This window comes from Naasia aerilata (assembly GCF_030296595.1).
Classification (GTDB): Bacteria; Actinomycetota; Actinomycetes; order Actinomycetales; family Microbacteriaceae; genus Naasia; species Naasia aerilata.
Genome location: NZ_AP027731.1, coordinates 1,746,936 through 1,759,649, shown reverse-complemented (window position 1 = coordinate 1,759,649; position 12,714 = coordinate 1,746,936). Strand labels below are relative to the sequence as shown.

The 12,714-nt window shown below is 71.5% G+C and carries 11 protein-coding genes and 1 pseudogene; 4 read left to right on the top strand and 8 right to left on the bottom strand.

Features of this window, described 5'->3' with window-relative positions:
• Positions 1-30: 30 nt before the first annotated feature.
• Positions 31-1,593, bottom strand: coding sequence for a sugar ABC transporter ATP-binding protein (locus QUE51_RS09305; RefSeq protein WP_286276118.1), 1,563 nt, complete (start codon positions 1,591-1,593; stop codon positions 31-33).
• Positions 1,590-2,618 (bottom strand): substrate-binding domain-containing protein, encoded by a 1,029-nt coding sequence (locus tag QUE51_RS09300; protein WP_286276117.1) that lies wholly within the window; start codon positions 2,616-2,618, stop codon positions 1,590-1,592. The genes QUE51_RS09305 and QUE51_RS09300 overlap by 4 nt, the downstream gene beginning before the upstream one ends.
• Positions 2,619-2,934: 316 nt before the next feature.
• Here QUE51_RS09300 and QUE51_RS09295 point away from each other — a divergent pair, with 316 nt between their 5' ends.
• Together QUE51_RS09295 and QUE51_RS09290 are read left to right on the top strand one after the other, a co-directional pair.
• Positions 2,935-3,525, top strand: coding sequence for a 1,2-dihydroxy-3-keto-5-methylthiopentene dioxygenase (locus QUE51_RS09295; protein ID WP_286276116.1), 591 nt, complete (start codon positions 2,935-2,937; stop codon positions 3,523-3,525).
• A 124-nt stretch (positions 3,526-3,649) separates the two neighbouring features.
• Positions 3,650-4,249 carry a dihydrofolate reductase family protein gene (locus QUE51_RS09290; RefSeq protein ID WP_286276115.1) on the top strand — a complete coding sequence of 200 codons (600 nt, stop codon included), beginning with the start codon at positions 3,650-3,652 and terminating at the stop codon, positions 4,247-4,249.
• Positions 4,250-4,431: 182 nt separating this feature from the next.
• Here the strand turns inward: QUE51_RS09290 and QUE51_RS09285 are convergent, their stop codons facing one another.
• Entirely contained in the window at positions 4,432-5,613 is a 1,182-nt protein-coding gene (locus QUE51_RS09285; protein ID WP_286276114.1) for an acyl-CoA dehydrogenase family protein, read from the bottom strand.
• An 87-nt stretch (positions 5,614-5,700) separates the two neighbouring features.
• Positions 5,701-6,270 (bottom strand): hypothetical protein, encoded by a 570-nt coding sequence (locus QUE51_RS09280; RefSeq protein ID WP_286276113.1) that lies wholly within the window; start codon positions 6,268-6,270, stop codon positions 5,701-5,703.
• A gap of 114 nt (positions 6,271-6,384) precedes the next feature.
• Here QUE51_RS09280 and QUE51_RS09275 point away from each other — a divergent pair, with 114 nt between their 5' ends.
• Together QUE51_RS09275 and QUE51_RS09270 are read left to right on the top strand one after the other, a co-directional pair.
• Positions 6,385-7,251 carry a CAP domain-containing protein gene (locus QUE51_RS09275; protein WP_286276112.1) on the top strand — a complete coding sequence of 289 codons (867 nt, stop codon included), beginning with the start codon at positions 6,385-6,387 and terminating at the stop codon, positions 7,249-7,251.
• A 179-nt stretch (positions 7,252-7,430) separates the two neighbouring features.
• Positions 7,431-7,859, top strand: a complete 429-nt coding sequence (locus tag QUE51_RS09270; RefSeq protein ID WP_286276111.1) for an Rv3235 family protein — start codon at positions 7,431-7,433, stop codon at positions 7,857-7,859.
• Positions 7,860-7,905: 46 nt separating this feature from the next.
• On the opposite strand, the gene QUE51_RS09265 is transcribed toward QUE51_RS09270, so the two are convergent.
• From QUE51_RS09265 to hpf, 4 genes and pseudogenes are all read right to left on the bottom strand, one after another.
• Entirely contained in the window at positions 7,906-8,730 is an 825-nt protein-coding gene (locus QUE51_RS09265) for a polyphosphate kinase 2 family protein (protein ID WP_286276110.1), read from the bottom strand.
• 47 nt (positions 8,731-8,777) lie between these two features.
• Positions 8,778-9,878: a hypothetical protein gene (locus tag QUE51_RS18050; protein WP_350226772.1), complete on the bottom strand. Its 1,101-nt coding sequence runs from the start codon at positions 9,876-9,878 to the stop codon at positions 8,778-8,780.
• Positions 9,879-9,992: 114 nt separating this feature from the next.
• Positions 9,993-11,767 (bottom strand): annotated as a pseudogene (gene secA / locus QUE51_RS18045) (preprotein translocase subunit SecA); the annotation flags it as partial.
• A gap of 149 nt (positions 11,768-11,916) precedes the next feature.
• On the bottom strand, positions 11,917-12,648 hold the full coding sequence (hpf, locus tag QUE51_RS09255; protein ID WP_286276109.1) for a ribosome hibernation-promoting factor, HPF/YfiA family: 732 nt from the start codon (positions 12,646-12,648) through the stop codon (positions 11,917-11,919).
• Positions 12,649-12,714: the final 66 nt, after the last annotated feature.

The following is a 12,714-nucleotide window of genomic DNA, read 5'->3' as shown; positions in this document are numbered from 1 at the left end:
TGACGCCGAGGCAGTCGAGGGTGCACGCACTCATGCTGCGGCTCCGTTCGGGGTGGTGGCGCCGAGGAGGGACGCGACGACGGCGTCCCGGTCGACGGTGTCGGCATAGGCGTCGAGGACGATGCGGCCCTCGACGAGGACCACGATGCGGTCGGCGAGCTCGAGCACCTCGTCGACATCGGAGGAGAGGAGGACGCCGGCCTTGCCGGACGCGGCCAGGCGGCGCAGGGTGGCGCCGATCTCGCGCCGGGCGCCGATGTCGACGCCGCGGAACGGCTCGTCGAGGAGGGCGACCTCCGGGTCGGCGCTGAGCCACCGGCCCACGACCACCTTCTGCTGGTTGCCGCCGGACAGATCGTCGACCGGGGTATCGAGGCTCTCGGTGACGACGCCGAGCCCGCGCACGACGGACTCGCCGCGATCGCGTTCGCGGGAGCCGGACAGCACGCCGAGCGGGCTGGAGGCCCCGCGGAGGAAGGGCAGGGTGACGTTGCGGACGACGCTCCAGCCGGGCACGATGCCCTGCGCCTGGCGGTCCTCTGGCACGAGCACGACGCCGGATCGGATGGCGGCATCCGGGTGCCCCGGGCGATACGGAGCGCCCGCCAGCTCGAGGGTCGCGTCGCCGGCGGGCCGGACTCCGGCCAGGGTCTCCGCGAGCTCCGTCTTGCCGGCGCCGATCAGGCCGAGGACGCCGAGGACCTCTCCGGAGCGGATGTCGAGGTCGACCGGATCCACCTCCGGCTGCAGCCGCAGGCCGCGCACGGTCAGCGCCGTCCGGTCGCCCCGGCTGACCTCGGAGACTCCGACGGACAGCTCGGTGCGCCGGCCGAGCATCCGCTCCAGGATGACGTGCCAGTCGAAGGGACGCCGGACGTCCAGCTGCAGGGCGCCGTCGCGCAGCACGAGCACGCGGTCGGCGAGCGACTCGATCTCGCCGAAGCGATGCGACACGTAGAGGATGGGGAGGCCCGACTCGCGCAGCGCGCGCAGCACCCGGAAGAGGCGCTCCACCTCCGGGGCGGTGAGGGCCGACGTCGGCTCGTCGAGGATGAGCAGCCTCGGCCGGCCGCGGAGGACGCGCGCGAGGAGCAGCAGCTGCGCGTCCGAGATGCCGAGGCGTCCCGCATCCTCCTGCAGCAGCCGGTCCGTCCAGGGGAGGTCGAGCACCGCGAGCACCTCGCGCGCGCGGCGGAGCGTCTCCCGCCGGCCCACGAAGCGGCCGCCCTGGCCGGCGTAGTCGGAGAGCAGGAGGTTGTCGGCGACCGAGAGGCCCGGCACGATGCCGTCCGCGACCTTCTGGTGCACCGTCGCGACGCCGTGCCGGATCGCGGCCTGCGGGCTGGACAGGCGCACCACCTCGCCGTCGATCGAGATCTCGCCCTCGTGGCGGGGGTTGGCTCCGCTGAGCGCCTTGATGAGCGTTGACTTGCCCGCGCCGTTCGTGCCGAGCAGGGCCGTGATCTCCCCCGCCGCGATGTCGGCGTCGATCCGGTCGAGCACCAGGTTCGGCCCGTAGCTCACGGACAGCGCCCGAAGGGAGACGACCGTGCGGTCGTCTCCCTCGGGCGCCTTCGGGGAAGGATCGGTCACGAGACGGCGGGCAGCCAATCGGCGGTCACGACGTCGTCGAGCAGCAGGCCCGGCTCGGCCTTCCGCAGGTCGGCCACGTTCGTCACCTTCTTCTCCGCCAGAAAGTCCTGGGTGATGGTCACGGCGGGGAACTCGACGCTGTCCTCGTCGAGCTGACCGGCGAGCGACAGGGCGATCGTGCGGACGACCGCGGCGCCGACGGCGGCCGGGTCGGTGGCCGAGGTGGCGACCCACGGGCTGCCGTCTCCGGTGATCACCTCGATGTCCGCGTTGGAGATGTCGATCCCGTAGACCTTCACCTTGTCCTGCAGGTTGTTCTGCTGGACGGCCTGGACGACGCCCTTCGTGATCTCGTCGTACGGGGCGAAGATCGCCTGCACGTCGGGGTTCTGCTTCAGGGCCGCATCGACGAGCGGGATGTTGTCGGTCGCGGTGGACTCGGTCACCTTGCCGGTCGAGAAGACCTGGTCGAGGTCGTTGTCGGCGACGACCTTCTTCCACACCTCGGCGCGGCGGTCGAGCGGCGCGAAGCCGGTCGCGCTGACGTAGCCGACCTTCGCGCCCTTGCCGACGTCCTTGATCAGCTGATCGAGCACGCCCTGCGCCATGGAGGCGTCGGACTGGGAGGTGACGATGACGCCGGCGGGGTCCGTGAGCGCGAGGTCGTAGACGACGACGGGAATGCCCGCGTCGACCGCCTGGTGCACGAGGGGCTCGATGGTGTCGGTCTGACCGTGGTCGACGATGATGGCGGCGGGCTTGCTCGCGATCGCCTGCTCGAGATCGGACGCCTGCTTGGCGTTGTCGTTGCGGGCGTCGGTGACCGTGAGGTCGATGTTCGCGGCCTCGGCCTGCTTCTGGGCTCCCGCGCCCCATGCGGTGAAGTAGTCGCCCGCCCCGCTCTGGCGGACGAGGGCGATCTTGACCGCGTCGCCGTCGAAGGGAGCGGGGCGGCGGCCGCCGCAGAGGTGGGTGCGGAGCTGGCGGGCGCCTCGTCGCCGGTGGCGGCGGTGGACTGCGCGCACCCGGCCAGGGCCAGTGCGGCCACGGAGGCCGCGGCGAGCAGGTGCAGTGGTCGTCGGGTCATGAATTCCTCGCTCGGTCGTTCCGCCCGTGCTGCCGGGCGGCGTGGAAGCGACACTAGGGACGCCACGCGTCGCGGGGCGCATCCGTGACGCTCCGTTACACCGCCCCGCGAGGAGTACGTTGCGGCTCGGACTGCGCGCTACGCGGCGCAATCCGGGCCGCAACGTGCCATCCGAGTCGGCGTGTTACCGGCGCGGACGCGGATTCGCGCGCGGGCGGGCAGAATCGAGGGATAGGAGAAGAAAAGGAGCTGCCATGACCCTTCTCACCGTCTGGGACGAGAACGCGCCCGCGACGCCGGTCCTCGAGACCACCGACCCCGAGCGCATCCGCGAGACCCTCGCGGGCCTCGGCGCCCGCTTCAGCCGCTGGGACATCAAGCCGCTGCCCGAGAACGCGACCCAGGACCAGGTCCTCGACATCTACCGGGCCGAGATCGACGGCGTGCTGGAGACCGAGGGCTACACGCTCGTCGACGTCGTCCAGCTCCAGCGGGGCGAGGGCCCCGAGTGGGAGAAGACCGCGAGCGAGGCCCGGCAGAAGTTCCTCAGCGAGCACCAGCACGACGACGACGAGGACCGCTACTTCGCGAGCGGCAGCGGCGTCTTCTACCTGCGCGCGCTGGGCAAGGTCCACGCGGTGTTCTGCGAGGCCGGCGACCTGATCTCGGTGCCCGCGAACACGACCCACTGGTTCGACATGGGCACCACGCCCGAGTACGTGTCGGTGCGGTTCTTCCACGACGACGACGGCTGGGTGGGCCACTTCACCGGCAGCACCATCGCCGAGGGCTTCGCGACCTACGACGAGCTCGCCGCCCGGCGCCGGGAGCTCGTCGGCGCCTGACCCGCTCCGCGGCGCGTGTCGCAACGCTGCGGACGTGTCGCAACCGCGCACCGTTGCGACGCGTCCGCACGGTTGCGACGCGCCCGGTAGTGCGCCCGCGCCCCGACCGGCGCACAATGGCCCCGTGTCAGCGACGGTGCTCTACATGTCCATGTCCCTCGACGGGTTCATCGCCGGTCCGAACGTCCGCGACGACAACGGGCTGGGCGACGGCGGGATGGTGCTCCACGAATGGATCTTCGGCGGACCGGGCAGCGACCCGCAGCACATCCAGCCACCTGACGGCGTGAACGGCCAGGTGTTCGCGGAGTCGATGGCCACCGGCGCCGTCGTGGCGGGACGAGGCACGTTCGAGGCCGCGGCGGGCTGGCAGGGCGACCACCACGACGGGGTGCCGGTCTTCATCTATAGCCGCCATCCGCCCGGCATCGACGTCCCCGGGTGGCCCAACGTCACGTATCTGGACGACGTGCCGACCGCTCTGGCTCGGGCGAAGGAGGCGGCGGGCGACCGCAATGTGCTCGTCCACGGCGCCACCGTCGCGCCCCTCGCCCTCCGGGCCGGCGTGCTCGACGAGCTGGAGATCCACCTGGTCCCCGTGCTCCTCGGCGAGGGGCGCCGGCTCTTCGAGGGCCTCCCGCCGGAGCAGATCCAGCTGGAGCGAACGCGCGTGCTCGAGGGCGAGGGCGGGGTCACCCACCTCCACTACCGCGTCCTCCGCTGACGTAGCGGATCTGTGGACCCGCGTCCCCGACCGGTGCCGGACTCTGCGCGGCTCAGGAGATCCCACGCGGATCAGGACACTCGGTCGTTCTCGCACGCCGATCAGGACCACACGCCGTCTGGCTGGAGAGCTCTCCTGATCCGCGCTGAACCGCCCGGGGCGCTGACGGCCGGGCGGCAGATTCAGCTGTACTTGCTCGGCGTCGGGTATGCGCCGGTGAGGGCGTGCTCCCCGAGCTCCTTCGCCTTGTAGACGACCGGGTCGTGCAGCGTGATGGTGCGCGCGTTCCGCCAGAAGCGGTCGAAGCCGTGCGCCGTGGTCGTCGCCCGCGCGCCGGTCAGCTCGAACGCGCGGGACGTGACGTCGAGCACCGTGCGCGTCGAGTTCACCTTCGCCGCCCCGATCTCGACCGCGAGCTCGCCGCGCTCCTCATCCGTCAGGTCCCACCCGCGTGCGACCGCCGCCGCGGCGAGGTCCGTCGCGCGCGCCACCAGGGCGTCGGAGGCGCGGGTCGCGGCGACGAGCTCGCCCAGCGTGCCGAGGATGTACGGGTCCTTCAGCGCCGAGTCGACGCCCGAGGTCGGCCAGGGCTTCGTCGCGGTGCGCGCGTAGTCGCTCGCCGTCTCGATGGCGCCCTCGGCGATGCCCACGTGGAGGTGCGACAGCAGGAGCTGGAAGAACAGGATCGACAGGGAGGCGAACGGCCGGTAGCCCGCGCCCTCCTGATCCGACGCCCCGAGCACGTGCGCCGCGGGCACCGCGGCGTTCTCGAACGTCACGGACCCGCTCGCGGACAGCCGCTGACCCATGTTCTGCCAGTCGAGCGGATGGGTGACCCCCTCCGCACGGCCATCGAGAACGATCGCGAGCTTCTCCCCCGTGCCGGCCACCGTGCCGCTTGCGGTGATGCGGTCCGCGACGGAGGCGCCGGTCGCGAAGAACTTCCGGCCGGACACGCGGAAGCCGTCGCCGTCCGGGGTGAGCACGAGACCCTCGTCGCGGGGATTGCCCGCGCCGCCCCAGAACCACTCGTTGCGCGCGGTGTCCGCCCAGAGGGCCTCCACCCGGTCGGCGCGATCATTGAGGACGGTCCGCCACGAGTTGAGGTAGTGGTACGCGAGCACGTGCCCGATGGAGGCATCCGCGCGGACGATTGGCCGGATCACTCGGAGCACCGTCGGCCAGTCGAGGCCGCCGCCGCCGAGCTCGGCGGGGACGAGGATCGGGAGCAGGCCGGCTACGCGGAGGAGTTGGACCTCGGCGACCGGGTTCTCATTGGCGATGTCGCGGCGGACCACGTCCTCCTTGAGCCGAGCGGCCACGGACTGTGCTGCGGCGAGGGCGTCCGCCTCCGAAGTGATCACGGAACGGAAGACTAGCGGCGCCCCTCGGCACCGCCGAATCGCGTTTCGGGATGCGACGCGCCGCCCGGCCGCGGTCCCGCCGAGGCCTCACGGCACGCGGACCGCCAGGACCGCGGCGAGTGCGATCACCTCGATGGTGGGGACGGCGGCCGCGCGCCGGGGCACGTCCCGCTCGTGCACCGCGAGGTCGAGCTGGTCGCGCCCGACCCGATCGATGGTGCCGGGCACGGTGCGCGCGGACATGGCGACCGCGACGGGGATGCGCCGGCGCGCGAGGTCGCGGAGCACGAAGGGGAAGCTCAGCCGGCCGGTCAGCCCTCGCTCCGGTTCGGCGGGCGGGTGCAGCGTCTCCGGGACGGCCCCGGCAGGTACGAGCAGTGCCGCGACGGCCCCGAGCGGCACGAGGATTCCGCCGCCCGCCTCCTCCCCGCTGAGCCAGTCGCGCCCGACTGCGGCGGCACGGAGGGTCACGGCCTCCCCGGAGGTGAGACGCAGCCGGAGCGGCGCCCCCGACCGGCCGGCCGCGAGGATCCGGTCCCGCATCGTGAGGCGGCCGACGCGGAGTCGCTCCTCCTCGGCGCGCAGCTCGTCGCCCTCGGCGACGAGCTCCTGCTCCAGCTGCCCCTCGAGGTCGTCGAACAGGCTGTCCCACCTCACCCGCGAAGGGTAGACCGGCCGGCGCCCCCGCCCTCGCGCTTCTCCACAGTGGACCGAGCCCCAGTCCGGGGCGGCTCCGCGCGCCACTGATCGCGCGCGGCTAGCGTGGCCGCCATGCGGGGAGGGCACGGCGAGGTCGTGGAGCCGCCGCGCCTGCGTCGATCCGTTGCGGGGCTCCTTCTCCTCCTTCTCGCGGCCCTGCTCACCGCCGCCCCGCAGCCCTCGCCCGCGTTCGCCGACGACAGCTCGGACATCGCCTCCCTCGTCAATCAGGAGCGCTGGAGCCGCGGCATGGCGGGCCTCATCCGCAACGCCGATCTGGATGCCGTGGCGGCCGGCTGGGCGGCTCAGATGGCGGCGGCGAACACGCTGTCGCACAACCCGAACACGCCCAGCCAGATCCCGGCGGGCTGGCGCTCCTGGGGCGAGAACGTGGGGCAGGGCTACGGATCGGGCTCCGCCATGCACACCGCCTGGATGAACTCCGAGCACCACCGGGACAACGTGCTCGGCGACTTCACCGACATCGGAGTGGCCTTCGTCGCCGCAGGCGGCACCTGGTGGGGCGTCGAGGTGTTCGCCCGCTACCCCGGGCACGCGGGTCCCGGGGCGCCTCCTGCTGCGGCAGCCCCGGCGCCCGTTGCGCCGGAACCCGAGCCGGAGCCCGCGCCGCCTGCGGAGACGCAGACCGCCGCTCCGGTTCCCTCTCCGTCGCCCACCCCGACGCCGAGCGCTCCGCCGACGCCGACGCCCTCGCCGACCATCTCCGCGAGCTCCACGCCGACTCCTTCCGCGAGTGCCGCCGCCTCGGCGGCTCCTCTCGCGCCGCCCGGCAGCGGCGTGAAGCCCGCCCTCGTGCCGACCGCCACTGTGGCCGCTGTCGGGGTGGGAATCCTGGTCCTCCTGGCCGGCGTGCTTCTGCTGCCCGCCTCGCGCCGGCTCCTGCTCGTGCCGTTCCGCCGAGGCCCCCGCCGCCACTGAGGCGGTCCGCCTCACCCGCACTTTCCGGCACTTATCCACAGATCGACCGCGGCCGTGGACGCGCCTGCCGCGGACTGATTGAGTGTGCCCACCGATGACACCCGTTCGGGGGGCACCCGACCCCCTGAGGCCTCCCGCCACCGCACGACACCCGATCCGTCTTCCCCGATGGAGTCGCGATGAGCCAAGCCGCCCACGCCGTCCCCCGCCTGAGCCGAGCCCTGGAGTCGGAGGAGTACTTCGGGCGCCAGCCCACCTCGACCGCCGACCTGCCCGACCCCGTGCCGCTCCTCGAGAACCTCACGCGGTGCGTCGTCGAGATCCTCGCGGGCGCACGGGAACTCGACCAGATCGGGCGGTGGGTGGACGAGGACGTCTACCGCCACCTGCTCAAGCGCGTCGTGCTCGCCGCACGGGCGAGGGCGGTGAAGGGACAGGCGCCGGCCCGCCCAGTGTTCGCGATCGGCTCGACGCACGTGTGCTCACCGCGGGATGGGGTGATCGAGGCCACCGTGACGGTTCGGGGGCGCGTGCGCACGCGAGCGGTGGCTCTGCGCCTGGAGGGTCTCGACTCGCGCTGGCGCGCGACGGCCATCCACGTGCTCTGAGGCACCAGGCCGAGGATGCCGCGGGCAGACAGGTCGCGACGGCAGCTCAGGTGGCGGCGAGCCGGGCCTTCTCCGCGGCCACGTCGTAGGTCGCGGCCGGCCACTGCGGATCGATGTCGCGCAGGGCGGCGAGCAGCAGCTGCTGCACCGCCCAGCGGGCGTACCACTTCTTGTCCGCGGGGACGACGTGCCAGGGCGCCGAATCGGTGGATGTCCGGGTCAGCGCCACCTGGTACGCCTCCATGTACTGAGGCCAGAGGGCCCGCTCGTCCACGTCGCCCGGGTTGTACTTCCAGTTCTTGTCCGGCCGATCGAGCCGCTCCGCAAGCCGGGCCTTCTGCTCGTCCGGGGAGATGTGCAGCATCACCTTGACCAGGGCGGTTCCGCCCGCGACCACCTCCCGCTCGAAGTCGACGATCTGCCCGTAGCGCTCCTCGATCGTCGCGGGCGGCACCAGCTGCCGCACGCGCGCGATCAGCACGTCCTCGTAGTGGGAGCGATCGAAGACGCCGATGCTGCCCGGTGCGGGCAGGTGCGCTCGCACGCGCCAGAGGAAGTCGTGCGCCTTCTCCTCGTCCGTCGGCGCCTTGAACGCGTGCAGGGACACCCCCTGCGGGTCCACGGCGCCCACGACATGGCGGACGATGCCGCCCTTGCCCGCGGTGTCCATCGCCTGCAGCAGGAGCAGGACGCGACGCGTGCCGCCCGCGCGGCTGTCGGCGAAGAGCCGCTCCTGGAGGTCGGCGAGCTCGGCGCCGCCCTTGTCGAAGGCCTTCTTGCCCTGCTTCTTCCCGCCGGAGAAGCCGGGGGTCGAGGAGGGATCGACGGAGGAGAGGTCGAAGCCGGATCCGACCGGCGACAGCATCGTCATGCCATCACGCTAGCCCGCCACGGGCCCGCAGCCGACGCCCGCCCTCCTCAGCAGGCACTTTCCGGGCTCGGCAGGACGGATCGGCGGGATCCGTCCTGCTGGGGACCGGAACTGCCTGCTGAGTGAGAGGGAGCGGCGGCGGGGCTACTTCTTCTCGGAGGCGCGGCGTGCGGCGCGGTTCGCCGGGGGCGGCGGCGCAGCCTGGTTCGACTGGCCGAACGCCCCGCGGGGAGCGGCGGTGCGAGGCTGGCCCTGCGCGGCGGGACGCTGCCCGCCGGTGCGCGGCGCAGGCGCCGGCGCGGGGGCTGCTCCTGGCCGAAGCGGCCGCCGGTCGGAGCGAGCGTCTGCTCGGCCTCCTTCTGCTGGGCCCGCGCCGTGGCCGCGCGCTCGAGCTGGCCACGCTGGTTCCGCACCTCGACGCCGCCGGCGTCGCTCGGCGCCGAGTAGCTGAGGTTCTGCACGGGAGCGGCGCTCGCCCCGAGGCCCTTCGCCGCGACAGTCGGCTGCGCGATCACGCCTGTCGGCGCGTTCTGGCTCGACGTCACCTCGACCTCGAGGTTGAACAGGTACCCCACGGTCTCCTCGCGGATCTGCCCCATCATCGTCTGGAACAGGGCGAAGCCCTCGCGCTGGTACTCGACGAGCGGATCGCGCTGCGCCATGGCGCGCAGGCCGATGCCGTCCTTGAGGTAGTCCATCTCGTAGAGGTGGTCCCGCCAGCGCCGGTCGATGACGCTGAGCACCACGCGCCGCTCCAGCTCGCGCATGGCGGGCGAGCCCAGCTGGGTCTCGCGCTTCTCGTAGGCGAGCTTCGCGTCGGAGAGGATCTCGCGGCGGATGAACTCCCGGCTGACGCGGCCCTTGGATCCGGCCTCGGCCAGCACCTCATCGATCGTGATCGACATTGGGTACAGCGTCCTCAGCTCGACCCACAGCGCGTCGAAGTCCCAGTCCTCGCTGTTGCCCTCGCCCGTGTGCGAGTCGAGGACGTCCTCGATCACGCTCTCGAGGAACGCCTGCGTGCGCTCGTGCAGGTCGTCGCCCTCGAGGATCCGGCGGCGGTCGGCGTAGATGGCCTCGCGCTGGCGGTTGAGGACGTCGTCGTACTTGAGCACGTTCTTGCGGATCTCGGCGTTGCGCGCCTCCACCTGCGACTGCGCCGACCGGATGGCGCGGCTGACGACCTTGCTCTCGATCGCGAGGTCATCGGGCACGCCGTTGCGGCCCATGAGGGCCTCGGCGGCACCCGAGTTGAACAGGCGCATGAGGTCGTCGGTGAGCGACAGGTAGAACCGGCTCTCCCCGGGTCGCCCTGGCGTCCCGAGCGTCCGCGGAGCTGGTTGTCGATGCGCCGCGACTCGTGCCGCTCCGTGCCGAGCACGTAGAGTCCGCCGGCGGCGACGACCTTGTCGGCCTCGGTCTGCACCTCGGCCTTCACGCGGCTGAACACCTCGTCCCACGCCGCCTCGTACTCGTCCGGGGTGTCGACGGGCGACAGGCCCTGCGTGTGCATCTCGGCGACCGCGAGGAACTCGGCGTTGCCGCCGAGCATGATGTCCGTGCCGCGTCCCGCCATGTTCGTGGCGACGGTGACGGAGCCGATCCGGCCGGCCTGCGCGATGATCGCGGCCTCACGGGCGTGGTTCTTCGCGTTGAGGACCTCGTGGCGGATGCCCTTCTTCGCGAGCAGCCGGGAGAGGTACTCGCTCTTCTCGACGCTCGTGGTGCCGACGAGGACCGGCTGGCCGGTCGCGTGGCGGCGGGCGATGTCCTCGACGACCTGGTCGAACTTCGCCTGCTCGTTCTTGTAGACGAGGTCCGGCTGGTCCATCCGCACCATGGGCTTGTTCGTCGGGATGGGCACGACGCCGAGCTTGTAGGTGGACATGAACTCGGACGCCTCGGTCTCGGCCGTTCCGGTCATGCCGGAGAGCTTCGTGTAGAGGCGGAAGTAGTTCTGCAGCGTGATGGTCGCGAAGGTCTGGTTCTCCGCCTTGACCTCGACGCCCTCCTTCGCCTCGATGGCCTGGTGGATGCCCTCGTTGTAGCGGCGGCCCATGAGGATGCGGCCGGTGTGCTCGTCGACGATGAGCACCTCGCCGTTCATGACCACGTAGTCCTTGTCCTTCTTGAACAGGGCGCGGGCCTTGATCGCGTTGTTCAGGAAGGAGATGAGCGGGGTGTTGGCCGACTCGTAGAGGTTGTCGATGCCGAGGTGGTCCTCGACCTTCTCGATGCCGGGCTCGAGGACGCCGACTGTGCGCTTCTTCTCGTCGACCTCGAAGTCCTCGCCCTCGACCAGGCGCTTGGCGATGTTCGCGAACTCGGTGAACCAGCGGTTGGCCTCGCCGGAGGCCTGACCAGAGATGATGAGCGGCGTGCGGGCCTCGTCGATGAGAATCGAGTCGACCTCGTCGACGATCGCGAAGTAGTGCCCGCGCTGGACGAGGTCCACGGGCTGCCACGCCATGTTGTCGCGGAGGTAATCGAAGCCGAACTCGTTGTTCGTGCCGTAGGTGATGTCCGCGGCGTACTGCTCACGGCGCTCGGCGGGGGTCTGCCCGGCGAGGATGACGCCGGTGGTCATGCCGAGCGCGCGGTAGACGCGGCCCATGAGCTCCGACTGGTAGCTCGCCAGGTAGTCGTTGACCGTGACGACGTGCACGCCGCGGGACGTGATCGCGTTGAGGTAGGCCGGCAGGGTCGCGACGAGCGTCTTGCCCTCGCCGGTCTTCATCTCGGCGATGTTGCCGAGGTGCAGGGCGGCGCCGCCCATCAGCTGGACGTCGAAGTGGCGGAGGCCGAGGGTGCGCTTCGAGGCCTCGCGGACGGCCGCGAACGCCTCGGGCAGGAGGTCGTCGAGCGACTCCCCGTTCGAGTACCGCTCGCGCAGCACGCCCGTCTCGGCGCGCAGCTCGTCGTCGGTCAGGTGAGTGAAGTCATCCTCGAGCTCGTTGACCTGTCGTGCGTAGTTCTCGAGCCGGCGGAGGATGCGTCCCTCGCCGACACGGAGAACCTTCTCCAGAACGGATACCACCGAGTCAACTCCTTGCGTCCGGCGACGTCGTGCGCCGCGGTCCCGCCGCGCAGCCGCCCATGGTAGCAACGTTATCCCGCCGTGACCTCGGAACCGCGGAGGCGGGAGGGGAGCCGTCCCCCTCCCGCCTGTGGTCGGTGTGGCCTCGGTCAGCGGCGGAGGGCGCGGGCGGCGGTCACCGCCTCCTGGACCTCGTCCGCGGACTCGTCGATGCCGATCACGCCGTAGTCCCAGCCCTTGCGGCGGTACACGACGCTCGGCCGGTTCGTCTCCGAGTCGATGAACAGGTAGAAGTCGTGGCCGACCAGCTCCATGTAATAGAGGGCGTCCTCCACCGTCATGGGGCTCGAGGCGAACACCTTCCGGCGGATCACCACGGGCGTGTAGCCGTCGTAGCCGACGGGCTCGTTCTCGTCGATCGGCGCCGGTGCGGAGTCGGCCTCGGGAACGATGTTGATGGCCCCGGTCTCGGGGTCGATGCGCCGCAGCGTCTCCGCGTCCGTCGGGCGGATCTCGGCCAGCTTGAAGTCGTGGTGGTCGACGGCTCGCACGGTGGGAGGCCGATGCTGGCCGCGATGCACCTTCCGCCGATCACGTGCTCGGCGCAGTCGTTCCAGGAGCTTGTTGAACGCCAGGTCGAATGCGGCGTACTTGTCGGGGGCCCCTGCCTCAGCACGGATCACCGGTCCCGGTCCGATCAGCGTGAGCTCCACTCGGTCGTCCCCGGAGTTGCCATTGGTCTTCTCGTGGTGGCGGCAGAGCCGGACCTCGAACATGGCATCGCTGTCGGCGAAGAGCGCGATCTTCTCGGCCTTCTCGTCGACATGGGCACGGAACCGGTCCGGAACCTCGCAGTTTCGACCGATGACGGTGATGTCCATACTGACCTCCCCTATCGCGGCGCGTCGCCCTTCTGGGAGTGTGCCTCGAACCGGAGGGCTGGGAGT